Raw genomic sequence first — 24,290 nt, 5'->3', positions numbered from 1 at the left:
TCAGAGCGGAACGAACAGCAGCAGCAGCGCGATCAGCAGCGAGAAGATGCCGAGCGCTTCGGTCACGGCGAAGCCGAAGATCAGGTTACCGAACTGGCCCTGGGCTGCCGAAGGATTGCGCACCGCTGCGGCGAGGTAGTTGCCGAAGATGATGCCCACGCCGACGCCCGCGCCGCCCATGCCGATGCATGCGATGCCCGCGCCGATAAGTTTTGCTGCTGCCGGTTCCATTTTCTAGAGCTCCTTGAGAGATAAGACAGAGTGAGGGTGGAAATTCCCCGGACGCTTAGTGTCCCGGATGAATGGCGTCGTTGAGGTAGATGCAGGTGAGGATCGCGAACACGTAGGCCTGCAGGAACGCGACCAAGAGTTCGAGCGCGGTCAGCGCCACCGTGAGCGCCAGCGGCAGCATGCCGCCGGCCCAGCCGAGTGCGCCGAGCGAGACGCCGAGCATGGCGACAAAGCCCGCGAACACCTTCAGCGCGATGTGGCCGGCCAGCATGTTGGCGAACAGACGCACGCTGTGCGAGACCGGCCGCAGGAAGAACGACAGGATTTCGATGAACATGACCAGCGGCAGGATGTAGCCTGGGACGCCCGACGGTACGAAGATCGAGAAGAACTTCAGGCCGTTCTTGTAGACGCCGTAGATCAGCACGGTGAAGAACACCAGGAGCGCCAGCGCCGCGGTGACGATGATGTGGCTCGAAACCGTGAACGTGTAGGGGATGATGCCGATCAGGTTCGAGATGCAGATGAACATGAACAGCGAGAAGATCAGCGGGAAGAACTTCATGCCTTCCGTGCCGGCGGTAGAGCGGATCGTCGTGGCGACGAACTCGTAAGAGATTTCCGCGATCGACTGCAGCCGCCCGGGAACCAGTTGCCCTCTTGCCATGCCGCCGATCATCAGCAGCGAGATCACCGCCACCGCGATGAACATGTAGAGCGACGAGTTGGTGAAGGCGATCGTGTGGTTGCCGATATGGCCGATCGTGAAGAGGGGTTCGATATTGAACTGGTGGATCGGGTCGATTTTCATCCGCGCGGCTCTTTATCCACCGGCCTGGCCGGCAATCGAATTTCAAATGTCGTGACTTCCCGTCGACGCTCAGCGCCTGCCTGGACCTGCGCCTGCAGTTCTCACCACGTTGACCACGCCGGCGACGAAGCCGAGCAGAAGAAACACGATGAAACCGAACGGCGATGTCGACAATAAACGGTCGAACCCCCAGCCAATCGCCGCTCCGACGACAACACCCGCGACCAATTCCGAGGAAAGCCGGAAACCAAGCGCCATGGCAGAAGTTCTGGCAGCTCTGTCTCCGCTTTCAGTTCCGGGTTGATCAGTCCTGATTTTGCGGCTGTCACGAATTTCGGACAACCGGTGATCCAGACTTCCGAGCCTTGCGGAAAGCGCAGCTTCGTCGGAAGACGGCTGATCGCGATTGCCACTTACGTTGTCGTTTTTGTCTTCGGCCATGCCCAAGACATTAAACGATGCCAACGGTTGATGGAAATTACGCCCGTCACCCTTGAAAGCCGCGCGGACCATACTTACCGCGTCTAATCAAGTCAAGATTAGGCCGTAACCAGTTATCTTATTGATTTAACTTGGTTTATTCAGTTGCCGCCTGCGACACTGTGGGCCCGCGATCGCAGTGCAGCAGTATTGCCACACGGATCGATCTTGCGTCCGTTTGAACGCTCTGTTGGGATGTCCGGAAGCGAAGCGAAAATCCCCCATGCCGGAGTGCGCATGCCGCGTCAGGTCGATTACTATTTCTCGCTCCAATCGCCCTGGGCCTATATCGGGCATCAGTCCTTTCGCCGTCTGGTAAGTACCTATGATCTCACGGTAAATCACAGGCCGGTGGTGCTGGTCGATCTGTTTTCGGAGACCGGCGGCCTGCCCTTGATGAAGCGCCATCCGGTACGGCAGCGCTATCGGATGGTCGAACTGCAACGCTGGCGCGACAAGCGCGGACTGAAATTTCATCTGCAGCCGGCGAACTGGCCATTCAACGCCCGCCTGGCCGATGGCGTCGTGATCGCAGCGCTCGAGGCCGGCCACGATCCCGATCGCTATTTGCGCCGCGCCTTCGCCGCCGTCTGGGAAGATCAGCTCAATCTCGCCGATCCCGCAACGATCGCGAAACTCGCCGACGATTCGGGGCTGCCCGGCAAGCAATTGGTGGAGCGTTCCGGCTCGGAGGAAATCAGCGCGGCGTATGAGCAGAACCGGCAGGACGCGCTGGGGGCCGATGTGTTCGGCTCGCCGGTCTATGTGCTGGAGGGCGAGGTGTTCTGGGGACAGGACCGCCTCGAATTGCTGGAAGATGCGTTGAAGTCCGGCCGCGCGCCCTATAGCTCAGTAGTATAGGGGCGCCTTGAAAGCGCCCCGACGGTCGAGGAAACCGGTACTGTCCTGAGGCGGGAGCAAGCCCATGAGCACAGCGAAATCGTCCTCGAAATTCTTAAAGCTCGTCGTGTTGGCCCTTTGTCTCGCAGGCAGCGAACAGGCGCTTGCGGGGGCGCTGCCGGAAACCGAGAACGGCCGCTATGCGTTGTCACCGACGGGGGATGGCGTGCTCCGGCTCGATACAAGAACCGGTGCGATTTCGACCTGTAACAATTCGGGCGCGGGCTGGGCCTGCTATGCCGTCCCCGACGAGCGCGCGGCGATGGACACGGAAATCGGCCGTCTGCAAGCGGACATTGTCCGGCTGCAGGCCGACAATGAAAGGCTCAAGGCCCAACTCGCCGAGCGCGAGCCCACAGCACCGGGCAAGATCGAAGAGCCGCTGCCGAAATCGGATTCGCTGAAGAAGAGCGAGCCGAAGGTGGCGGAAGGCGAGCGCAAGATCGAAATCCCGCTGCCGAGCGACCGCGACATGGATCGCATGATGTCATTCCTGGAGCGGGCTTGGCGGCGCCTGATCGAGATGGCCAACCGGGTGCAGAGGGACGTCAACGGCAAGATTTGACGGCGGTGGCGCGCTCTCGGGTCGTCCCTGCGAACGCAGGGACCCATAACCACCGCTGCTGGTTGTTTACAAAGAGTATCAACTCCGACCGCTCGAAATCGAGAGGCCGCGGAGTATGGGTCCCGGCGTTCGCCGGGACGACGGAGAGATGAGTTCATATGAGTTCACCCAAATCCCCCTCCCGCACCACGCCCTCCGCGGTCGCCGCCACCTCCATCGTGTCCTCGCTGCTGACGGTGCAGACTTCAGGCGCGGGCTTTACCGATCTCACCGCCGAGGTCGCGAAATTCGTGGCGGACGCACATGCGCGCGAGGGCGCGGTGACGCTGTTCATTCGTCACACCTCGGCATCGCTGACGATCCAGGAAAATGCCGATCCGACAGTGCTCGCCGATCTGACCACGGCGCTGAACCGGCTCGCGCCCGAGAATGCCGGATGGCGCCACGATACCGAAGGGCCGGACGACATGCCGGCGCATGTCAAGACCATGCTGACCGCGACCTCGCTGCATATCCCGGTGCTGCAGGGCGCGCTCGCGCTGGGCACGTGGCAGGCGATCTATCTGGTCGAGCACCGCGCGCGGCCGCACCGGCGCGAAATCGTGCTGCAGTTCATGGGCAGCGTGGATTAAAAACAGAAACGGCCGCGGATCACTCCGCGGCCGGTTTATTTTGCAAGGCCTGTAGCCGGTTATCCGGCCGTTTGGTTCTTCACGCCGGAACTGGTGCTGATGTCCACGCCTTTGGTATCCTTCAGGAAGATCGCCCCGATCACCAATGTCATCACGGCGATACCGATCGGATACCACAGCCCGGCATAAATATCGCCGGTCGCCGCTACGATCGCTGTTGCGAGCAGCGGAAGCATGCCGCCGAACCAGCCGTTACCGATGTGATACGGCAGCGACATCGACGTGTAGCGAATGCTCGTCGGGAACATCTCGACCAGGAAAGCCGCGATCGGCCCGTACACCATGGTGACGTAGATCACCATGATGACCAGAAGCAGCTCTGCCATGAACCAGTTGACCTGGGCCGTGTCGGCAAATTTCGGTACGATCTTGCCGTCAGCCGCCTTCTGCAGATTTGGGTATCCGGCATCCAATAACGCTGCGTTCCACTTGGCGGCGTCAAAACCGGTAACCTTGGTTGCACCCACCGACATGTCGACCGACTTCGATCCGGGCACGCTCACGATCTTGAACGAGAGGCCGGACTTGGTCAGCAAGTCTTGCGCGCGGTCGCATTGCGTGAAGTTCGACCACGGTCCGACGAAGATATGGAAGTTGCAGGTCGATTGATCCGCGGAGACCGTGATCGGATTCTTCTCCGCGAAGGTTTCAAGCGCCGGATTGACGTAGTGGGTGAGCCCCTTGAACAACGGGAAGAAAGTGATTGCCGCGATCGCGCAACCCGCCAGGATGATCTTCAGCCGGCCGATGCGATCCGACAACGCGCCAAACACGATGAAGAACGGCGTGCCGATCACGAGTGAGAGCGCGATCAACGCATAGGCCGATATGTAGTCGAGCTTGAGCGTGATCGTGAGAAAGAACAGCGCGTAGAACTGCCCCGTGTACCACACCACGCCCTGGCCAGCGGTCGCACCGAGCAGTGCGAGCAGCACGAACTTGTTGTTCGGGTAATGCAGGAAGCTTTCGGTCAACGGCGCCTTGGAGCCCTTTCCCTCTTCCTTCATCTTCGCGAAAATCGGAGACTCGTTAAGCCGCAGCCGGATGTAGACCGAGACAATCAGCAGCAAGACCGACACCAGGAAGGGAATACGCCAACCCCATTCGGCGAACATCTTGGCGTCCATGTAGACGCGGCAGAGCCCGATCACCAACAGCGCCAGAAAGAAACCTAGCGTCGCCGTGGTCTGGATAAAGCTCGTGGTATAGCCGCGCTCGTGGGGGCGCGAGTGCTCGGCCACATAGGTCGCCGCACCGCCATATTCGCCGCCGAGCGCGAGGCCCTGGGCAAGGCGCAGGGTCACGAGCATGAATGGCGCGGCCCAGCCGATGTTCGCGAATGTCGGAAGCAGACCGACGAGGAAGGTCGCGCCACCCATCACCACGATGGTGACGAGGAAGGTGTATTTACGGCCGACGAGGTCGCCAATGCGGCCGAAGATGATCGCGCCGAACGGGCGCACCAAGAACCCGGCCGCGTAGGTGGCGAAAGCCGAGAGCAATGCCGCCGTGTCATTACCCGGCGGGAAAAACAGCGCTGCGAAGAACGGCGCCAGCGTGGCGTAAAGATAAAAGTCGTACCACTCGAAGACGGTCCCGAGCGACGAGGCGAAGATGACGAATTTTTCGTCCCTCGTCATGCCGGATTCGCGTGCCGATGTCGCAGTGATAGTGGCCATTTTGAATCGCTCCCCAAGTCGTTGTTGTAAAGCTCGCCCGTTGCGCCGAACTTGGCCGGATTGAGCCACGGGCTTCGCCTTACGGTAACATCGCCGTGAAACCTGCCCCAATACGACTTTCGGCCCTTTGCACGGCGTTTCCAGCGTATTGGCGGTCCACTTCGCGCCCGGCCCCACTGGGGCATGCATGTCGTATTGCGGCGCACAAGCGCGCGGGTTAACTGCTTTCAAACATGATAGGATTGGGCGCTTGCGCAAGCCGGCCCGACGGGAGACAAAGCGAAGCGGACTAGTCGCAAGCTGATGCAAGAGAGCCGAATGACGACCGCTGCAAATACCCATCTCGTCATCGCCGATGATCACCCCTTGTTCCGCGACGCGTTGCGTCAGGCGGTCGCCAGCGTCGTGGCATCCGCCGTCGTCAGCGAGGCCGGATCGTTCGACGATCTCACCGCGCTGCTCGAACGGGATTCCGACGTCGATCTGATCCTGCTCGATCTCACCATGCCGGGGATCTCGGGGTTCTCCGGCCTGATCTATCTGCGCGCGCAATACCCGGCGATTCCGGTGGTGATCGTGTCCGCGAGCGACGATGCCGGCACGATCCGCCGCTCGCTGGATTTCGGCGCCTCCGGCTTCATCCCCAAGCGCTTCGGCGTAGAAACCCTGCGCGATGCCATCATGAAGGTGATGGAGGGCGACGTCTGGGTTCCGCCGGACACCGATCTCACCTCGGCCGACGACCCCGACATGTCGCGGCTGCGCGATCGTCTGGTCACGCTGACCCCGCAGCAGGTGCGCGTGCTGATGATGCTGTCGGAGGGGCTGCTCAACAAGCAGATCGCCTACGAGCTCGGCGTGTCGGAAGCGACCATCAAGGCGCATGTCTCGGCGATCCTGCAGAAGCTCGGCGTCGAGAGTCGAACGCAGGCCGTGATCGCCGCCGCGAAGATCGCCGGCGGCCAATGGCGCCAGGGAACGCCGACGGGGTAATAGCGCGATGTCCGGATCCCGAAGGGCGCTGCTGTTCGATATCGACGGCACGCTGGCCGACACCGACGCGCTTCATCTGGAAGCGTTCAATCAGGTGTTTGCGCCTCATGGCCATGTGTTCGATCGCGACCGCGCCTCGAAAGAGCTCATGGGTTTTTCCAATATTTCGATCAGCGAACGGTTTCTGCCGGGCCGGTCGCCGGAGCGACAGGCGGCCATCATGGCTGAAAAGGAAGAAGCGTTCCGCAAGCTTGCGTCGGGGCAAATCAAACCGCTGGCGGGTCTGATGAAGCTGCTTGCCCTGGCGGATCGCGCTGACGTCGCCATGGTGGCGGTAACCAACGCGCCCCGCCTGAACGCCGAAATGATGCTTTCCGGACTTGGCATCATGCAGCGGTTCAAGGCTGTCATCATCGGCGACGAGCTTCCGCACGGAAAGCCGCACCCGCTGCCGTATCTGGAAGGTTTACGCGCCGTGAGCGCCGCGCCCGGGCTGTCTCTCGCATTCGAGGATTCCCGCTCCGGCGTTCAATCCGCTTCGGCGGCCGGCATCGCGACGATTGGAATACGGACGAGCCTGGGCCATGGCGATCTGGTCGCTGCGGGCGCGGTCTGCACGGCCGAGACTTTCGACGATCCAAAACTGGTAGGGCTGGTCGGCAAGACCATGAACTGGTGACGTCCGACGAGCGCGTCAGTGCCTACTCTGCCGCCACCATCTGTTGCGCCCGCCACTGGCCGAGCGGAGCGCGGACGGCCAATGGCGCCAGGGAACGCCGACGACCTGAGACCGTTCCGCCTCCGCCATCCTGAGGCGCTCGCATCGCGAGCCTCCAATGCGCTCATCGTGGCTGCCGCGTGATCCGGTACGCGCAGCGACGAGCGCCCGCGAGAATATGATCGATGCGTTCAACGGTCACGTCGGTCCCCAGCACGGCGCGGAACACCGCAAGTTCCGAACGGCAGAGACCTTGGCAAGCGGTTGCTGCCGCGCAAATCGGGCAGTGGTTCTCGACCAACAGAAAGCTGTCCCGGGTGTCCTTGGCCACGTTTGCCATGTAGCCCTCACGGCTTCGAATCCGTGCCAGCGCCGTCAGCTTCTGACGAAGTGAATCCTGCGCGCGGACGAATTTGCGGTAGTTGGCTACGATCGCACGCTCGCGGTGCGCGATCAGCCTTTCCCGGCCGTCGTCGCCAAAGACGTCGCGCATGGATTGCAATAAATCCAGGGTTAAATCGGAGTGGCGGTCGGGGAACCGCTCGTGGCCGTGCGGCGTCAACCGCCAATATTTCCTCGGCCGCCCGCGCCCTTCGCGCTGGTCCTCGCTCTCCACCAGGCCTGCCGCTTCAAGCTTGAGGAGGTGCTGACGCGCGCCGGCCGGGGTCATGTCAAGGCGCGCGCCGACGTCGGCGGCAACCTGCGGTCCGCGCGTCTTGAGGTGAAACAGGATGCGATCCTGACTGCGGTCCTGGTCTTGACTCATGGGTTTATTTTAGAAATAAAATGCTATCTAAAATAACCCGGATGTCCGTCGCTGGCAACTCCCGGCGCGTTGGTCCGGAGGGAGGCCCGACATGGAGCTGGACTCTGTCCGGGAAGGATGGCGATCACTCTTTAGACGAGAATGGATTCCGACACTCACTATCCTGCTTGGCGGGGTGCTGCTGCAATCCATGAACGTATTGCTGCTGACGACCGTGCTGCCATCCATCGTCGGTGAACTCGGTGGCGTTGCCATGTTGAGTTGGCCGACCACCGCCTACCTTGCCTCCTCCATCGTCGCCGCGAGTTGTGCTGGCGTGCTCGCGACCGCGATTGGCTCCCGGACAGTTTATTGCGCGGGCGTCACGGTATTCGCCCTCGGCGCGCTGCTTTGCTCGCTGGCCCCGGCGATGGGCTGGATCGTTGTCGGCAGGCTCATTCAGGGATTCGGCGGCGGCCTGGAGGCTGCCGTCGCCTATGTGCTGGTCCGCGGCACGTTTCCGGAGTCGGCCTGGTCACGAACCATTGCGCTGATGTCGACCAGCTGGAGCATGTCGGTCCTGATCGGTCCTCTCGTCGGTGGGGTGTTCGCCCATTTCGGCAACTGGCGCAGTGCCTTTGTCACGACCGCCGTTATTGGCGTTGTCCTGGCAATAAGCGCCCTCTTCATCTTGCCGTCGGTGGCGACCCGTGGAACGTCACCCCTGTGCGTGCCCGCCGGACGGGTCGCCCTGATCTGCCTCGCGATTGCTGCAATGTCCGCCGCGTCCGTCGTCGCGCCGCCGCTTGCGAAATCGGCACTGATCGTCGCGGCGATCGTCTCGCTCGCGGTGATGTTGCGGCTCGACCGTTTGGCAACGACCCGGCTCTTGCCGAGCGACGCGTTTTCATGGCGCACGCAGACGGGTGTCGGGCTATGGCTCGCGCTGCTGCTCTGCATCACCTTCAGCCCGCTTCAGATCTACGTGCCCATGTTCCTGCAGCAGCTGCATGGTTTCGATCCGCTCTCGGCCGGCTTTGCCGTCGCCAGCGCCTCGCTGGCATGGACCGTCGCCTCGCTTGCAACTGCCGGGGTGTCGGTACGCTGGGCGGATCGGTTGATGTTGACCGGGCCAGCAGCCATGGGGCTGAGCCTGATGGCCATCGCGCTTCTCGCGCCGCATGCCACGGCATCCGCATTCCTGCTGGTCTCGGCAATTGCCGTACTGGGGGCGGGCATCGGCCAGTGTTGGCCCTTCGTCGCGCACCGGATCATGGACAGCGCCACGGCGGGCAACGAGGTGGTTGCGGCCTCGTCAGTCCCCACCGTGCAGCAAATGGGCTTTGCATTCGGCGCGGCGATAGCGGGGCTGATAGCCAATGCCAGCGGCCTGTCGGCTGCAATTCCGGATCAGGGAATGGCGCGCACCGCCTTCTGGGTGCCGGCGAGCTTTGTCGTGCCGGCGATGCTCGCTTTCCTGACCGGGCTGCGCTTGCGCGCGTTGCGCAAACCCTGAGTTGGCCTCGCCATCCCCGCCAATAACCAACATCGAAAAGAAGTGGACCGCTACTCCGCCGCCACCATCTGCTGTGCCCGCCACTGGCCGAGCAGGGCGCGGAGCGAGGCCGGTTTGACCGGCTTGTTGAGGATCGCGATGTTTTCCTCGCGCGCGGCGGCGCGAACATTGGGGCTGCGGTCGGCCGTGATCAGGATGGCTGGAATGTTTTCGCCGAAACGGCGGCGGATCTCGCGGATCGCGGCGACGCCGTTGCCGCGGTCGAGATGGTAGTCGACCAGGAGGCCGGTCACGCTGCTGCCGGAGGACTCGATCGCCACGATCGCGGCGTCGGGGTCGGTCACCGCGATCACCTCGGCATCCCACGCCGTCAGCAGCGTCTTCATGCCGTCGAGGATCGCCGGGTCATTCTCGATGCAGACGATCAGCGCCCCGCTCATCGGCGCTTTGGAGAGTGGCGTCGCGCTGGTGACGGCGGCGGTGTGGTTGACCGCCTTGGCGACAGGCACCGTCACCGAAAACACCGAGCCGCCACTGGCGTTGGCGTCGATCGCGATGCCGTGCTTCAGCACCCGCGCCAGCCGCTCGACGATGGAGAGGCCAAGACCGAGGCCGCGCGCGATCCGCGCGCCCTGTTCCAGGCGGTGAAACTCCTTGAAGATCTCGCCGCGCTTCGTCACGGGAATGCCGACGCCGGTGTCGTAAACACCGATCTTCAGGGATTGGCCCTGGCGGCGGCAGCCGACCAGCACGCGCCCGCGCGGGGTGTACTTGATGGCGTTGGAAATGAAATTCTGCAACAGCCGCCGCAGCAGCAGCCGATCGGACTCCACCGGCAGCGAGCAGGGAACGAAGGTCAGTTCGAGCCCCTTGGCGCGGGCGATCGGCGCGAATTCGATCTCGAGCGAGCGCATCAGGTCGGCCATCTTGAAGCTGGTGATCGCGGTCGTCATGGCGCCGGCATCGAGCCGCGAGATGTCGAGGAGCGCGCCGAGGATCTCCTCGATCGCCTCCAGGGAGTCGTCGATGTTTTCCACCAGGCGCGAATCCTCGCCGCCGTTCTGCCGCTCGACGAGGCTCGTCACATAAAGCCGCGCCGCGTTGAGCGGTTGCAGGATGTCGTGGCTGGCGGCCGCCAGGAACCGGGTCTTCGAGATGTTGGCGTCCTCGGCGGTACTCTTGGCCTGCGCCAGTTCGGAATTCAGGCGGGTCAGTTCCTCGGTGCGGTCGCGCACGCGCTTTTCCAGCGTCGCATTGGCGCGTTCCAGCGCTTCGGCAGCCTCGAAGCTCGGCGTGACGTCGGAGAAGGTGATGACGAAGCCGCCGCCTGGCATCCGGTTGGAGCGAACCTCGATCACCATGTGGCGGTCCGGCAGGCGCTCCAGATAGGGTTCGCCCTCGGTGGTGTAGGCATCCAGCCGCCGCTGCAGCAATCCATCGGGGTTGCCGAAGGCGGCCGGGCTGACGGCGCCCATGAATTCGAGGATTTCCTGCAGGGGGATGCCGAGCTGCACCAGATGCGGCGGCAGCGCGAGAATTTCACCGAACTGGGCGTTCGAGCAGATCAGTTGCAAATCCGCGTCGAACACCGCGATGCCCTGGCGCACATGGTTCAGCGCGGTCTGCAAAATCTCACGGTTGAAATGCAGCGCGGCGTGGGAATCGTCGAGCAGCTTCAGCGCGGCCTTGGCGGAGACGGTTCGCTTGCGCAGCAACAGCGACATCACGAGGCGCGAGGAGGCGGCTCCGATCGAGGAGGCGATCAGGCGTTCGGCATATTGCAGCAATTCGAAATCGGCGGGCGCGGCCGGATCGAGATTGCCGGGATGGCCGGCGGCAAAGGCCTCGAAGGCCTGGGCAGCGCGCTCGGGGCCGAGATATTGCGCCACCGTGCTCTGGATGTCCTGCACGGTAACCGTCGTTCGCCAGCGCCGGAACGTCGGCGCGATCGGCGCCAGCGTGTTGGGCACGAACAGATCCGCCTGCAGCCGTTCGATCGAGGACGGCCGTTGCGCGAGCGACATCACAATGTAGGTCAGGATGTTGAGCGAGAGCGACCACAGCACGCCATGCATCAGCGGCGGCAAATCGGCGCCGAACAACGCCCGCGGACGCAGCGCCTCGATGCCGAGCGGTCCGTGTTGCAGCAGCAGCAGGCCAGTGGGATTATTTTCCAGGAAGCTCGGCAGGAACAGCGTATAGGCCCACACCGCAAAGCCGACCAGCATGCCCGTCATGGCGCCGCGGGCGGTTCCCTCGCGCCAGAACAGGCCGCCGAAGAAGGCCGGCGCCAGTTGGGCAAGGGCTGCGAACGACAGCAGGCCGATCGCCGCCAGCTGCGCATTGCCGAGCGCACGATAGTAGAAATACGCCATCACCATGATGGCGAAGATCGCAAAGCGCCGGATCCTGAGCAGGAAGTCGCCGAAATCCTTGCTGCTGTCGCGCGTCGCGGGGCTGCGCTGCAGCACCAGCGGCAGAACGATGTCGTTGGAGACCATAATGGAGAGCGCGACGCATTCCACGATCACCATCGCGGTTCCGGCCGACAGGCCGCCGACGAAGACGGCAATGCTGAGCAGCGGGGAATCCGCCTCGATCGGCAGCGCCAATACGTACATGTCGCTGTCCACGGCGCCGAACGGAAAGGTGACGAGGCCGGCGAGCGCGATCGGAATCACGAACAGGTTGATGGCGACCAGATAGAGCGGAAACAGCCAGCGGGCGCGGCTGACCTCCTCGGGGCTGGCGTTCTCGACCACGCTGACGTGAAACTGCCGCGGCAGCAGCATGATCGCGCAGAACGACAGCAGCGTCATGGTCAGGAAATTGCCGATCGACGGCACATAGTTGATCGCGCGCACCGCCTCCGGGGTCTTCATCGCGCGTTCGATCAGCTCGACCGGCGTGAACATCCAGAAGGTGACGAAGGCGCCGGCGGCGAGGAAGGCCACCAGCTTGACGATGGATTCGGTGGCGACCGCCAGCATCAGGCCGTGCTGGTGCTCGGTGGCGTCGCTCTGGCGGGTGCCGAACAACACCGCGAATGCCGCCATCGCCAGCGTCACGACCAGCGCGATGTCGCCGATGATCGGGATCGAGGAGAACAGCTTGTCCTCGCTCAGGATCGTCTCCAGCGAGGACGCCACCGCCTTGAGCTGGAGCGCGATGTAAGGCACCGATCCGACGATCGCGATCACAGCCACCGTGCCAGCGACCGCCTGGCTCTTGCCGTAGCGCGCCGCGATGAAGTCGGCGATCGAGGTGATGTTCTGCGATTTGGCAAGATGGATCACGCGCCGCAGCAGCGGCGTGCAAAGCCCGATCATCAGGATCGGGCCGACATAGATCGCAAGAAAATCGAAGCTGGTGCGGGTGGCGAAACCGACCGAGCCAAAGAAGGTCCAGGAGGTGCAGTAGATCGCCAGCGACAGCGGATAGATCAGCATGCTGGCGCGGCCGCGCTGGCTCGGCGACAGCCGGTCGCCGTAGCTGGCGACGCCGAACAGCAGGCCGATATAGGCGAACGCGGTGGCGATAACGCCCCAGTCGTGCAGCATCGCTGCTTGTCTCCCTTTCCGGCCTTGGAGCGTTCGAAACCGCCGGGGCCGGAACGGGTGAGTATAAACGCTTTGGGCCGGCAGCGCACCGCGCTGCCGGCCCAATTTCCAGCGATTAGGAAAGGTAGGATTACTCGGCCGCCAGCGATTGCTGCTTCAGCGGCAGGCCGAGACGGTCCCAGACCTGCAGCAGCGCTTCCGCGAGCCGATCGACCAGGCCGTCGTCGTGGTAGGGCGAGGGCGTGATCCTTAAGCGCTCGGTTCCCTTGGCGACCGTCGGATAGTTGATCGGCTGGATATAGATGCCGTGCTCCTCCAGCAGCATGTCGGAGGCCTGCTTGCACTTTTCCGGATCGCCGACGAACAGCGGAACGATATGCGTTTCGTTCGACATCACCGGGAGGCCTGCGGCGTTGAGGATCGCCTTGACCCGGGCGGCGCGGTCCTGGTGGCGCTCGCGCTCCCAGTTCGAGGCTTTCAGATGCCGGATCGCGGCGGTCGCTGCCGAGCAGATCGCCGGCGGCAGCGCCGTCGTAAAGATGAAGCCCGGCGCATAGGAGCGAACAGAGTCGATGATCTCGGCGCTGCCAGCGATATAGCCGCCGAGACAGCCGAAGGCCTTGGCGAGCGTGCCTTCCAGCACGTCGATGCGATGCATGACACCGTCGCGCTCGGCGATACCGCCGCCGCGCGGGCCGTACATGCCGACCGCATGGACCTCGTCGACATAGGTCATGGCGCCGTATTTCTCGGCGAGATCGCAGATCTTTGCGAGCGGGGCTACGTCGCCGTCCATCGAATAGAGGCTCTCGCAGGCGATCAGCTTCGGCCGGTCCGGACCCGCCGCGATCAAGAGTTCTTCCAGATGCGCCATGTCGTTGTGGCGGAAGATCTGGCGTTCGCAGCCGGCCTGGCGGACGCCTTCGATCATCGAATTGTGGTTCAGCGCGTCGGACAGAATGAGGCAGTCCGGAATCAGTTTTGCGATCGTCGAGATGCCGGTCTGGTTCGAGACGTAGCCCGAGGTGAACAGCAGCGAAGCCTGCTTGCCGTGCAGGTCGGCCAGTTCCTGTTCGAGCTGCACCAGCGGATGGTGGGTGCCGGCGATGTTGCGGGTGCCGCCGGCGCCGGTGCCAACTCTTGTGGCGGTCTCGACCATGGCGCCGACCACCTTGGGGTGCTGGCCCATCCCGAGATAGTCGTTGGAGCACCAGATCACGACATTGCGCGGGCCCTTCGGCGAGTGCCAGACCGCGTGCGGGAAGCGACCCGCGATCCGTTCGAGGTCGGCGAAAACGCGGTAGCGCCGCTCGTCATGCAGGCGATTGAGGGCGGCGCGGAAGAATTTGCTGTAATCCATCACAAGACCTGGAACGGAACCGGCCGGATTGGCCATCCTTCTTAGATTAGAACCTTGCCCTTTTTTAGAGCTTTTCCAGGTTTAATGTCTACGCGAAATCCCACATTTCGGCCCGCCTCCGGGATGCTCCCTAGGCGAAGCAAATGTTGATCCTGATCAATGCGTTAGATGTGGAATGCACTCCGTGCATCCCGGGTACCGGGGGACGCGCATGGTTAGGTGTATCTCTTCCGGACACCGCCGATCGAGGGGTCCGCTTTTGAGGCCAACACGGACGCTCGTTTAGGGCGAACCGACCGGCTGGTTTTCGCATATCGGTTGGGACCGGCCTGAGCTATGGTTCCAGGGTCGATATCGAGCCTCTGCTCAATCGCATTGGCTATGGGCAGGAGCCGCAGCCGATGAGCGACACCTCTTTCGAGACGGCGCTGGACGCTCGGGTCGACGAGATGCTCGATGCGTGCACGCGCTGTGGCAAATGCGTCGAAGCCTGTCCAAGCGTAACCCCCGCCGGCATCGCGGACGCGAGTTCCACCGACATTATCAGCGGCATCCTCGACATCCTGCGCACGGGTGACGGGCCCGAGGCGTCACGCAAATGGGCGGCGGCCTGCATGCGGAGCGGCGAGTGCATCAAGGCGTGCGACTACGGCGTCAATCCGCGCTTCCTGCTGGCCATGGCGCGCGTCGCTATGGCCAAAAGCCAGAATGAGCTGCCCGAACGGCGGCGCCAGGGCCTGACGCTATTCCGCGACGACAGCCGCGATGTGGCTGTGCTGTCGCAGTTGCAGCTTGATGGCGAGGTGCTGCAGCGGCTCGGCCAGAAATCAGCATCGGCCGCGATACCGGCCGAGGCGCCCGATTTCGTGTTCTACACCGGCTGCAATGTGCTGAAGAACCCCCATATCGCGCTGCTTGCCCTCGACATCATGGATGCGCTCGGCGTCATCTACCAGGTGATGGGCGGGCCGAGCCATTGCTGCGGCATCAAGCAGATGAATACCGGCGACGTCGAAATGTCCGGGCGCATGGGCGCAAACTCGATCGAAAAGATGTCGCACTCGAAATCCGGTCAGGTGATCTCCTGGTGTCCGAGCTGCTACGTCCAGTTCACCGAGACGAATATTCCGGCCATTGAACGGCAAGGCGGCGCGCGGCCGTTCGAGATGACGCCGTTCCTGCTGTTTCTCCGTGAACGGTTGGCTCAGTTGACCCCGCTGTTGCGCCGGGAGGTCAAGATGCGGATTGCGCTGCACCGGCATCCCGGCGTAGCCGGCGTCATGGAAGCCGCCGCGGAAATCCTGCAGGCGATCCCTGGCATCGAACTCGTCGATCTGCAGCAACCGGCGGTCGGCCTGCAGAGCAACAATCTCCGCGTCCTGCCCGCGTTCAAGCGCGAATTGCAACGCAATGAGCTTCAGGCGGCTTCTGATGCCGGCGTCGACGCGCTGGTCGCCGTTTATCATTCCGATCATCGCGAATTATGCGCGCACGAACGCGACTGGCCGTTTCGCATCATCAACGTGCTCGAAGTCGTCGGCGCCAGCATGGGCCTGCACCGCGACGACCGCTACAAAGAGCTCAAGCTGATGCAGGATGCCGATCAGATCGTCGCCGAATGCAAGGACCTGATCGCGCAACATTCGCTGGATGCCGCGGTAGCCCGCAGCGTCATCGTCAAGGGGATGCTCGGCGACCAGCCGCTGCCGCTGAAATAGCCACCGGGGCTCGCCGTCAGGTGGTGCGGAACCGCAGCACGCCGTCGCTGACTTCGCAGGTCAGGCGGCCCTCGACCAGCATGTAATTGACGTGGGCGACCAGTTCGCCGGCGGCAAAGCCCATCTGGTGCTCGTCCAGCACGTGCTTGTGGAACACGACCGGCACGAGTTCCTTGGAAGTCTGCGGCACTTCCCGGCAGGCTTCGGCGATCAGGCGGCAGCGATCCTCGTGATGGTCGGCGAGCTGCTTGATGCGGGTCTTCAGGCCGTAGAACGGCACGCCGTGGCCGGGCAGCACCATCACATCGTAGGGCAGCGTGGTGGTCAGGCTGGCGAGCGAGGCCAGATATTCGCCGAGCGAATTCTGGTCGGGCTCGACTGCCCAGACGCTGACATTCGGCGAAATCTTGCTCAGCACCTGATCGGCCGAGAGGAATAATTTGTCGGCGGCGCAATACAGCATCACCTGGTCGAGCGCGTGGCCGCCGCCGGTGATCACCTTGAAGCGGCGGGTGCCGATCACGACCTCGTCGCCATGCGAGATGCGGCGATAGGAGGGCGGCAGCACCGAGACCCGCTTCAAATAGTCCTGGCCGCGGCCGAGCAATTTGTCGGTCAGGCCCTCGTCCATGCCATGCCGGCGGAAGAACAGCCGCTGGGCGTTGCGCCGCTCCTCGGTGCCGCGGTTTTGGTGATAGACCGATTGCAGATATTCGACCTGCGACATCTGCAGCGGGCAGTCGAAGCGCTCGACGATCCAGCCCGCGAGACCGACGTGATCGGGATGCGAATGGGTGACGATCAGCCGGGTGACCTTCACATGCCGCAGCGGCCCCTCGAACAGGGTGGTCCAGGCCGCGATGGATTCCTCATTGCCGAAGCCGGAATCGACCATCGCCCAGCCGTCGCCGTCGGCCAGAAGATAGATGTTCACGTGATTGAGCCGGAACGGCAGCTTGAGGCGGACCCAAAGCACGCCGGGCATCACCTCGACGACCTGATCGTGGCCGGGGTGGTTTTCCCAGGGGTATCGCAGTGCCTCGGCCGAGGACTGCACGATTTCGTTTTTCGAATGCATGCTACCGGCTTAGCGGTAGAGGCGGCGTCGCGCTAGTTGAAAAACGGGCTGCCTGTCATTCCGGGATGGTCCGAAGGACCAGACCCGGAATCTCGAGATTCCGGGTTCGATGCTCGCGCATCGCCCCGGAATGACGGAGGGAAGTCACGCCGCCCGGATATTCGACAGGAACGCGTCGATTTCCTCGCGCAGCACGTCGGCCTCGCGGCGCAGCGCGTCGGAGGCGGTCAGCACCTCGCTGGCGGTGGTTCCGGCCTGCGCCGAGGCGCTGGAGACGCCGACGATGTTGGTGGAAACCTCGCTGGTGCCGCTCGCGGCATGCTGGATGTTGCGCGCGATTTCGCGCGTCGCCGCACCCTGCTCCTCGACCGCGGCCGCGATCGCGGTGGTCACCTCGTTGATCTCGGCGATCGTGCTGCTGATGTTGCGGATCGCGGAGACCGCGGTCTCCGTCACCGTCTGCATGCTGCCGATCTGCTGGCGGATCTCGTCGGTGGCCTTCGCGGTCTGGTTGGCGAGGCTCTTGACTTCGGAGGCGACCACGGCAAAGCCGCGGCCGGCGTCGCCGGCGCGCGCCGCCTCGATGGTGGCGTTCAGCGCCAGCAGGTTGGTCTGCGAGGCGATGGTCTGGATCAGGTCGACCACCACGCTGATCCGCGCGGCGTTATCCGCGAGCCCTTGCATGGTGGCGTCGGTCGCGCCGGCGTCTTCGACCGCCTTGCGGGCGATTTCCGACGACGTGACGACCTGACGGCCGATCTCCTCAATCGAGGAGGACAATTCTTCAGTGCCCGACGACACGGTCTGCACGTTGGCCGAGGTCTGCTCGGCGGCGGTCGCCACCGTGGTCACCAGTGCGCTGGATTTGTCGGCGCTCGCCGACATGGTCTTTGCGGTCGACTGCATCGAGCCCGCAGCCGTCGACAGGCTGTCGAGGGCGGTGCGAACGGTGGTTTCGAACTCGACGATACGCGCTTCCATGCGGCTGGCGCGTTCACCCTTGGCTATGCGATCCTTGTCCTGGTCGGCGGAGAGCGCGCGGCTCTGGATCATGCTCTCGCGGAACACCTGCAGCGAATCCGCCATGACGCCGATCTCGTCCTGGTGGTGGGTCTGATAGACCTCCGATTCGAGGTCGCCGCTGGACAGCAATTGCATCGAACGCTGCAGATTGCTGATCCGCCGCAGGATGTTGCGGCCGACATAGAGCCAGACGAACAGGATCGAGCCGACCAGCGTCGATACGCCGAGGGCGAGCATGACCATGGTCCCGAACGAGATCTCCTGGCGCGCCTGCCAGGCCGCGGCGTCGGTTTCCTTCTGCACGGCGTCGACCAGTTGCTGCACACTGATGCCGAGGCCGACATTGAGCTTGCGGGTTTCCTCCAGAATGGTCTGGCCGTAATCGTCCGAATCCAGCTCCTGCTGGCGGACCTTGAAGACGCCGGTCTTGCCGTCGGCAAGCGCCAGCAGGCTTAGGGTCGTGTTTTGAACGGAGCGCATCGCCGTGGTTTTGGGCAGCGCTTCGAGATTGGACTTCACGCGCGCCTGCGCGGTGCGGAAGTCCCTGGCGGTGGCTTCGAGTACATCGGCGCTGGTGGTCGAAAGCGCGGCGATCATGTCGAACGCTATGAGATTGCCGCTGGCGGCGATGTCGGCGAGCTGGTCGGCCGTCTTGTGGGCCCGGATGGCTTCGGCCTGCGAGAAGTTGGGGGCAGCGTAGATGCTGTAGAGCTCGGTCTGCGCGTCGATTGCCGCTGGTCCCGCAGCGGCCACGAAGCGCCGCTGCGCCTTGCGAACCGCATCGTAGAGCTTTTCGTGCTGGGCGCCCAGTTCGAGTCGCTCGCGCGCGGCCCCGCCGAGGCTCTTGATCACCTCATCGATGTTCTTCATGTTCTCGGTGAGGGCGGCGACGACCGCCTTGTCGGCACCGAGTTCGACGATCTCGCCGAGCTTCTGCAGCGCGACCGCCTGGGTTTCCTTCATTTTCTTGGTTCGATCGTTCAGCGCCTCTTCGCTGCGCGCGGCCAGCAGCGCCGGCCCCTGGCTGGCGAGGCTGGCGCTCTGTGCGGATAGCTGCAGGCTGGCGGCGAGACGGGGGATATCCCGCCCGCTCAGGTCGACCATGGTTCCGCCGAGGCGCCCGAGCATCAGGCCGGCGCCGGCGGAGATGACGATCGCCATGCCAGCGATGACGGCGAAGGCGGCAAACAGACTGCCCCTGACGCCGAAACGAAAACCCTTGAGCCGTGATTTGGATCGTGCCGACATTTTTCCCGCTGTCCCGTCTACGCTACCTTGAGATGTTTCCTTGCGCGGCAGTATCGCGATACCCGGTTAACAAGTTTGGAACCGGAAGGCTTTTCGCCGCATTTTTGACAACCGATTGCTTGCTTTTGATCGATTTTTTCCGTGAACCGGAAAACGGTGTCCAAAAAGCAAAAGGCCGGCATGAAAGCCGGCCTTCCGCAATTCACAGTTGAAAGCGCTCAGTAGCGTGCCACCACCGGGCTTGCGAAGTTGAAGCGATAATTGACGCCGAGCTTCAGCGTGTGGTCTTCGGTGGTGAAGCTGCCGAACGGCGCCAGCGCGACAGGCGTCACGAAGCGGGAGCTGCCGAAGTTGTAATACATGTACTCGCCTTTGACCGACCAGTTCGGGACGAACATGTATTCGACGCCGGCGCCGACGGTGTAGCCGTTGCTGTGGTTGCCATCGAGCAGGAAGGCGGTCGGAACGCCGCCGAGCGTCACCCTCTCGGCGTTGTCCGAATAGGCGTAACCGCCTTTGACATAGGCCAGGCCCGGACCCCAGGTGTAGCCGATGCGAGCCGTGATCGAGCCGAGGCCGCGCTGATCGTTGGTATAGACGTAGCCGCCGGGGAAGGTGGCGGTGAGGTTATTCTTGCCGAGCCAGGAATACTGGCCCTCGGTGCCGAGCACCCAGTTCGGCGCGAACTGCCAATCGAGGCCGGCCTGAACGCCGCCGAGCAGGCGGGCGCTGGAATCGCTCAGCACCGCGCCGTTGAAGTTGTTGCTGCCGCTGAAGGCGCCGCCGAGATGGCCGCCGATATAGAAGCCGGTCCATCTGGCGACGGCCATCGCTGGCTCATAAGCGGGTCCCTTGTAATAACGGCCGGACCCGAGGTCGGCGCCAGGGGCGGGGGCTGCGGCGGTGAGGGCGGCGAAGGCCACGAGGGCGGCGAGGATCTTCTTCATTGTGCTGGTCTCCGAAAACCGTTCGGCGACCCTGTGTGCGGGGCGCCTTCCATGCCCACGCAATTAGACTGCATTTATCTAAAATGCTGTCACCCGGATGTGACAGCGAATGCTAACTCAACCCATTGGCGAACAAACGTTTTTTGTACTTAATGAAGGCCTAATCAAAGGTAAGGAAAGGCTTAATTTCCGGCCCCTCCGGAGCCTCCGGGCAAGCTTCGCTTAACCAATGCGGCGCCGCACGTCGCTGCGCATCTGCTCGCGGAAGGCCTGCCGGCGGGCGGGGCGGTCCTTCACCAGGACGTCGTGGCGGTCGAACACGTTGAACATTTCGAGGATCGGATAGTGGTCGCTGGCCATCGCCAGGATGCGCAGCAGCTCCGCCACGGGTCCGGTCGGGCCGGTGACCTCCCATTTGCGGATGGTGTCGGCGCCATCGGAGGGCGGCAGCCCGCAGAGTTTGGCCATGTCGGCCACCGACAGCGGCTGGCCGATGGCCTCCCCGAGATGCTTGCGAAGTTTCTTCAGTTCGGCTCCGGTCACGGCTTCTCCGTCCAAATCGACATCTGTGAAGTACGTCACGCACGGCGTCGGGCATGGCGGCTATACGCAACTCATAAGGTTTCCTGATGAGGAGGCAAACCATGCGCCGATTACTCGAAAGCCTGACCCCCGACGCCCGCCGGATCTACTGGCAATGGGTCGGCGGCATGTTCGCACTTTATGTCGTGCTGTTGCTCACCGCGGCAGGCGTATTCGTCGGTCACGAATCATCGCGCAAGCTGGCGCAGGAACCGGTCGCGACTGTGGCAATCGACGGCAAGCAGCGCTCCATCTCCGAGATATCGGCGCCGCTGCGGCAAGCCGCGAGATATGATTGAGAGCCGGGTACGGGCGGCGCTCTAGGTTGATGGGGGTCGGCGAGGAACGATAGCGATCGGGGTGAAGGTATAGACGGCCTCGCCGTTCTGATTGAACACAGTCCATTTCACCAGCGCTATGCCTTGCGGCTTTGTTCGCGATGGCGTGAGGCCGACAACCTCTCCTTCGAGATGGAGCGTATCGCCGGGTCGCACCGGCGCCATCCAGCGTAGCTCGTCGACGCCCATCCCAATCAAGGGATGGCGACCGAACGGCCGAACTTGGACGGCGAGGTTCATGGCGATCGCAGCCGTATGCCATCCCGAAGCCGCGAGACCTTTGAATGCCGTTTTTGCCGCAGCGGCTTCGTCCAGATGCATCGGTTGCGGATCATATTCCGCAGCGAAACGTTTGATGTCGCTTTCGGTGATCTGCACGTTTCCGCTCTTGAAACGCATCCCCAACGCAAGATCGTCGAACCACTCAATCATCGTGTGCTCCTTCAAACGGATCGGCATCGGTTCGCTGGATGGAAGTGAATCGCGCTGTTCAGACGCCGATCGCATTTCGCGCCACCACGTCGCGATAGAAGGCGACGCTCAGTTTCGGGGTCCGGCGCTGCGTCTCGAAGTCGACGTGGTAGAGTCCGAAGCGCTGCCCGTAGCCGAAGATCCATTCGAAATTGTCCATCAGGCTCCAGAGGAAATAGCCGCGGACCGGCACGCCCTCCGACGTCGCGCGCTGCAATTGCCTGAGATAATTGCGCAGATACATGATGCGATCGAGGTCGTAGACCTGACCATCGGCATGAAGCTTGTCTTCCGACGAGGTGCCGTTCTCGCTGATGTAGATCGTCTCGATATTCCAGACTTTTGCCGCCAGGCGCGGCGCCCAGTAGATCGTCTCCGGCCCCACGCGCAGCCATTCCGAATTCATGTGCGGGAACGAGGCGGGGAACGGCAGCACGCGCCAGCCGGACGGCTTGTCGGAGGCCGCGATATAGAATTGCGGCGCGTAGATGTTGAGGCCGACGAAATCATTGGGTGAGGAAATGATCTTCAATTCCTCATCGGTGAATTTTGGCGCGGCCGGGCCTGCGAACTGCAGAAACCCGTCGGTGTATTTGCCCTCCAGGATGACGCCGAGGAAGCCCGAATTCAATTCGCGCGTCGCGATCTCGGCGGCGCGAACGTTTTCCGGCGTGTCGAACGCCGGCACGCAGGCCGCGATGTTTTCGGCCGGACCCACCTTGGTGCCCGCGCGTCCATGCGCGCGGATCGCCTGGACGGCGAGGCCGTGCGCCAGCGCCACGTGATGGCGGACCTGGTTGACTTCCGCGTCCGGCAGCTTGAGGCCGGGGGCATCGATGCCCCATCCATAGCCGAAATTCACGAACCTTCCGGCTTCGTTGATCGTGAAGATCGACCTGACGCGATCAGTGATACGCGCCGCCACGTAGCCGGCATAATCCCCGAATGCTTTCGACGTTTCGCTGGATCGCCAGCCGCCCACTCTGTCCTCGAGCGCCTGCGGCAGGTCCCAGTGATAGAGCGTCGCATATGGCTCGATGCCCTGCTTGAGCAACTCGTCGATGAGGCGGTCGTAGAAGTCGAGGCCCTTGGGGTTCGGCTTGCCCGTTCCTTCCGGAAACACCCGCGGCCACGCGATCGAAAACCGGTAGGCTCTTGCGCCCAATTCCCTGATCAGGCCGATGTCTTCCTTGTAGCGGTGGTAGTGATCGTTGGCGAAATCGCCGGTGGTCTTGTCCTCGATCTTGCCGGGCGTGTGCGCAAAAGTGTCCCAGATCGAGCGGCCGCGGCCGTCTTCGTTCACCGCGCCCTCGATCTGGTAGGCCGAGGTGGCGGTGCCCCACACGAAGTCCTTCGGAAAACTCGCAGGCCCCGGCCGCTCGGCTGCCCCTTGCGCCGTCGCGTCGGCCGGCGGCGCGGCGATGCCGAGCGCGGACAGGCCAGCAAGCCTTGCAAAATGCCGGCGCGAGAATTTTCCGAACATCGTCATCTCCGGTCAGCGCGTTCGTCGATCTGGTAGGCGGATATCCTGTCGATCTCGAATGCGACGACATTGGGAGATTCGCCGTCGACGAACCCCACGCCCTCGAAAGTCTTCGAGCCCATCGCGAGGTTGATGATCATATACATGGGCACACCGAAGCCGACCGGCACCTTGATCTCGGAGACCGGCTGGCGGTCGATGAAATAGGTGATGCGATCCGGCTGCCACAGCACGCCGTAGTCGTGGAAGACGGTCGGGGCGTCCGATACCCTGAAGTCGAACCCGCAGCGTTCCACGCGCTGTGTCTCCGGTATCCGCCAATGCGTCGTCATCACGATGTCGCCCGGTTGTTGCCCGCGGCCCTCCATGACGTCGACTTCCGGCGGCCAGCCGCCATCATCGGCGAGCATCCAGAACGCCGGCCACACGCCGACGCCGACCGGTATCTTGGCGCGCATTTCGAAATAGCCGTACTTCTGGGAAAACCGGCTCTGGGTCGTCAGGATGCCCGAGATATATTCATTATCGAAGAGAACGGTTTTCAGTGCCGGCGGGGTGCGGCTGGCTGTGATCGAGAGAACGCCGTCCTTGACCTTGAACGGGTCGAGGCCGAGCGGCGTTGTTTCCCGTCCGCCATAGCGCGGATCGACATAGATCTGCTGCTCGCCATTATAATTGGTCTTGCGCCTGAAGTCGGAGCCGGCGCCGCCCCAATAGCGCGCCTCCGGCCAGGCGGCGCCGCCGGCGTAATGCGACGCCCATCTTTCATCCAGCAGCGGATGGCTGTCGAAATCATCGTGGAAGGTTCGGTGCAATGATACCGAAGCAAGCGACGCGGGATCCGGTGCTTCGATGCGGCGGCATTTTTCGCCAAGGATGGCGGTCGCGACCTGCAGCGTGAGCTTAGCTGTCGCGCCGGCCAGATCGGCCTGCGCGAACGCCGGACTGGCGAACATGCAGCCGATCGAGACCAAAGCGCGCAGCGTCAATCTCTCGGTTCCCGGTTCGCTTCGGGACGACAGGAGATCATTCACTGACTTTGCCCTCGATCTGACGATCCTTCGGAACTCGACCGATGTGCTCACCTGTTTGAGGTACGTAGTTATACGTGGTGTATGCTTAACGGCAAGGTAGCCAAGTTTGATGTTGACT

Annotated in this window: 22 protein-coding genes; 8 read left to right on the top strand and 14 right to left on the bottom strand. The window is 63.0% G+C overall.

All coding sequences use genetic code 11. The features are described 5' to 3' along the window. The 3 genes from V1283_RS34525 to V1283_RS34515 all read right to left on the bottom strand — a co-directional run bounded on the left by V1283_RS34525 (position 1) and on the right by V1283_RS34515 (position 1,483). Positions 1–231, bottom strand: coding sequence for a F0F1 ATP synthase subunit C (locus tag V1283_RS34525; RefSeq protein WP_016847054.1), 231 nt, complete (start codon positions 229–231; stop codon positions 1–3). A gap of 55 nt (positions 232–286) precedes the next feature. Continuing rightward, entirely contained in the window at positions 287–1,042 is a 756-nt protein-coding gene (locus V1283_RS34520; protein ID WP_334391070.1) for a F0F1 ATP synthase subunit A, read from the bottom strand. A gap of 69 nt (positions 1,043–1,111) precedes the next feature. Beyond that, positions 1,112–1,483, bottom strand: coding sequence for an AtpZ/AtpI family protein (locus V1283_RS34515; protein WP_334393280.1), 372 nt, complete (start codon positions 1,481–1,483; stop codon positions 1,112–1,114). A 276-nt stretch (positions 1,484–1,759) separates the two neighbouring features. Here V1283_RS34515 and V1283_RS34510 point away from each other — a divergent pair, with 276 nt between their 5' ends. The 3 genes from V1283_RS34510 to V1283_RS34500 all read left to right on the top strand — a co-directional run bounded on the left by V1283_RS34510 (position 1,760) and on the right by V1283_RS34500 (position 3,619). Continuing rightward, positions 1,760–2,383 (top strand): 2-hydroxychromene-2-carboxylate isomerase, encoded by a 624-nt coding sequence (locus tag V1283_RS34510; protein WP_334391069.1) that lies wholly within the window; start codon positions 1,760–1,762, stop codon positions 2,381–2,383. Between the two features lie 64 nt (positions 2,384–2,447). After that, positions 2,448–2,987, top strand: coding sequence for a hypothetical protein (locus tag V1283_RS34505; RefSeq protein WP_334391068.1), 540 nt, complete (start codon positions 2,448–2,450; stop codon positions 2,985–2,987). 158 nt (positions 2,988–3,145) lie between these two features. Beyond that, the gene (locus V1283_RS34500; protein WP_334391067.1) at positions 3,146–3,619 is read left to right on the top strand and encodes a secondary thiamine-phosphate synthase enzyme YjbQ; all 474 of its coding nucleotides are present in this window, start codon (positions 3,146–3,148) and stop codon (positions 3,617–3,619) included. 59 nt (positions 3,620–3,678) lie between these two features. Here the strand turns inward: V1283_RS34500 and V1283_RS34495 are convergent, their stop codons facing one another. Then, complete coding sequence (locus V1283_RS34495; protein ID WP_334391066.1) at positions 3,679–5,358, bottom strand: MFS transporter; 1,680 nt, start codon at positions 5,356–5,358, stop codon at positions 3,679–3,681. A 318-nt stretch (positions 5,359–5,676) separates the two neighbouring features. On the opposite strand from V1283_RS34495, the gene V1283_RS34490 reads away from it, so the two are divergent. Next, positions 5,677–6,351 (top strand): response regulator transcription factor, encoded by a 675-nt coding sequence (locus tag V1283_RS34490; protein WP_334391065.1) that lies wholly within the window; start codon positions 5,677–5,679, stop codon positions 6,349–6,351. 7 nt (positions 6,352–6,358) lie between these two features. After that, positions 6,359–7,030 (top strand): HAD family hydrolase, encoded by a 672-nt coding sequence (locus V1283_RS34485; protein WP_334391064.1) that lies wholly within the window; start codon positions 6,359–6,361, stop codon positions 7,028–7,030. Positions 7,031–7,193: 163 nt separating this feature from the next. Here V1283_RS34485 and V1283_RS34480 read toward each other — a convergent pair whose 3' ends face one another. Beyond that, entirely contained in the window at positions 7,194–7,835 is a 642-nt protein-coding gene (locus tag V1283_RS34480; protein ID WP_334391063.1) for a helix-turn-helix transcriptional regulator, read from the bottom strand. Between the two features lie 91 nt (positions 7,836–7,926). On the opposite strand from V1283_RS34480, the gene V1283_RS34475 reads away from it, so the two are divergent. After that, a complete protein-coding gene (locus V1283_RS34475) occupies positions 7,927–9,330 on the top strand; it encodes an MFS transporter (protein ID WP_334391062.1) in 1,404 nt (467 codons plus the stop codon). Between the two features lie 50 nt (positions 9,331–9,380). On the opposite strand, the gene V1283_RS34470 is transcribed toward V1283_RS34475, so the two are convergent. Both V1283_RS34470 and hemA read right to left on the bottom strand, forming a co-directional pair. Then, entirely contained in the window at positions 9,381–12,890 is a 3,510-nt protein-coding gene (locus tag V1283_RS34470) for a PAS domain-containing hybrid sensor histidine kinase/response regulator (RefSeq protein ID WP_334391061.1), read from the bottom strand. A gap of 130 nt (positions 12,891–13,020) precedes the next feature. Beyond that, the gene (gene hemA, locus V1283_RS34465; RefSeq protein ID WP_334391060.1) at positions 13,021–14,250 is read right to left on the bottom strand and encodes a 5-aminolevulinate synthase; all 1,230 of its coding nucleotides are present in this window, start codon (positions 14,248–14,250) and stop codon (positions 13,021–13,023) included. A gap of 401 nt (positions 14,251–14,651) precedes the next feature. On the opposite strand from hemA, the gene V1283_RS34460 reads away from it, so the two are divergent. Continuing rightward, positions 14,652–15,968 carry a (Fe-S)-binding protein gene (locus V1283_RS34460; RefSeq protein WP_334391059.1) on the top strand — a complete coding sequence of 439 codons (1,317 nt, stop codon included), beginning with the start codon at positions 14,652–14,654 and terminating at the stop codon, positions 15,966–15,968. 16 nt (positions 15,969–15,984) lie between these two features. On the opposite strand, the gene V1283_RS34455 is transcribed toward V1283_RS34460, so the two are convergent. From V1283_RS34455 to V1283_RS34440, 4 genes are all read right to left on the bottom strand, one after another. Continuing rightward, positions 15,985–17,046, bottom strand: coding sequence for an MBL fold metallo-hydrolase (locus tag V1283_RS34455; RefSeq protein WP_334391058.1), 1,062 nt, complete (start codon positions 17,044–17,046; stop codon positions 15,985–15,987). Between the two features lie 144 nt (positions 17,047–17,190). Then, the gene (locus V1283_RS34450) at positions 17,191–19,317 is read right to left on the bottom strand and encodes a methyl-accepting chemotaxis protein (protein ID WP_334391057.1); all 2,127 of its coding nucleotides are present in this window, start codon (positions 19,315–19,317) and stop codon (positions 17,191–17,193) included. A 218-nt stretch (positions 19,318–19,535) separates the two neighbouring features. Beyond that, on the bottom strand, positions 19,536–20,264 hold the full coding sequence (locus V1283_RS34445; protein WP_334391056.1) for an outer membrane protein: 729 nt from the start codon (positions 20,262–20,264) through the stop codon (positions 19,536–19,538). A gap of 222 nt (positions 20,265–20,486) precedes the next feature. Continuing rightward, positions 20,487–20,807 carry a helix-turn-helix domain-containing protein gene (locus V1283_RS34440; RefSeq protein WP_334391055.1) on the bottom strand — a complete coding sequence of 107 codons (321 nt, stop codon included), beginning with the start codon at positions 20,805–20,807 and terminating at the stop codon, positions 20,487–20,489. A 101-nt stretch (positions 20,808–20,908) separates the two neighbouring features. Between V1283_RS34440 and V1283_RS34435 the strand changes: the two genes are divergently transcribed. Beyond that, positions 20,909–21,145: a hypothetical protein gene (locus V1283_RS34435; RefSeq protein ID WP_334391054.1), complete on the top strand. Its 237-nt coding sequence runs from the start codon at positions 20,909–20,911 to the stop codon at positions 21,143–21,145. 21 nt (positions 21,146–21,166) lie between these two features. Here V1283_RS34435 and V1283_RS34430 read toward each other — a convergent pair whose 3' ends face one another. From V1283_RS34430 to V1283_RS34420, 3 genes are read right to left on the bottom strand one after another with little or no spacing between them, the layout of a single operon-like run. Beyond that, a complete protein-coding gene (locus V1283_RS34430) occupies positions 21,167–21,616 on the bottom strand; it encodes a MaoC family dehydratase (protein ID WP_334393279.1) in 450 nt (149 codons plus the stop codon). 58 nt (positions 21,617–21,674) lie between these two features. After that, on the bottom strand, positions 21,675–23,138 hold the full coding sequence (locus tag V1283_RS34425) for a GH1 family beta-glucosidase (protein ID WP_334391053.1): 1,464 nt from the start codon (positions 23,136–23,138) through the stop codon (positions 21,675–21,677). Positions 23,139–23,140: 2 nt separating this feature from the next. Then, the gene (locus V1283_RS34420; protein ID WP_334393278.1) at positions 23,141–24,094 is read right to left on the bottom strand and encodes a glycoside hydrolase family 16 protein; all 954 of its coding nucleotides are present in this window, start codon (positions 24,092–24,094) and stop codon (positions 23,141–23,143) included. Positions 24,095–24,290: the final 196 nt, after the last annotated feature.

This window comes from Bradyrhizobium sp. AZCC 2262, assembly GCF_036924535.1.
GTDB lineage: Bacteria > Pseudomonadota > Alphaproteobacteria > Rhizobiales > Xanthobacteraceae > Bradyrhizobium.
Note: the sequence above shows the minus strand (reverse complement) of the source record. Positions and strands in the feature narration are given on the sequence as shown.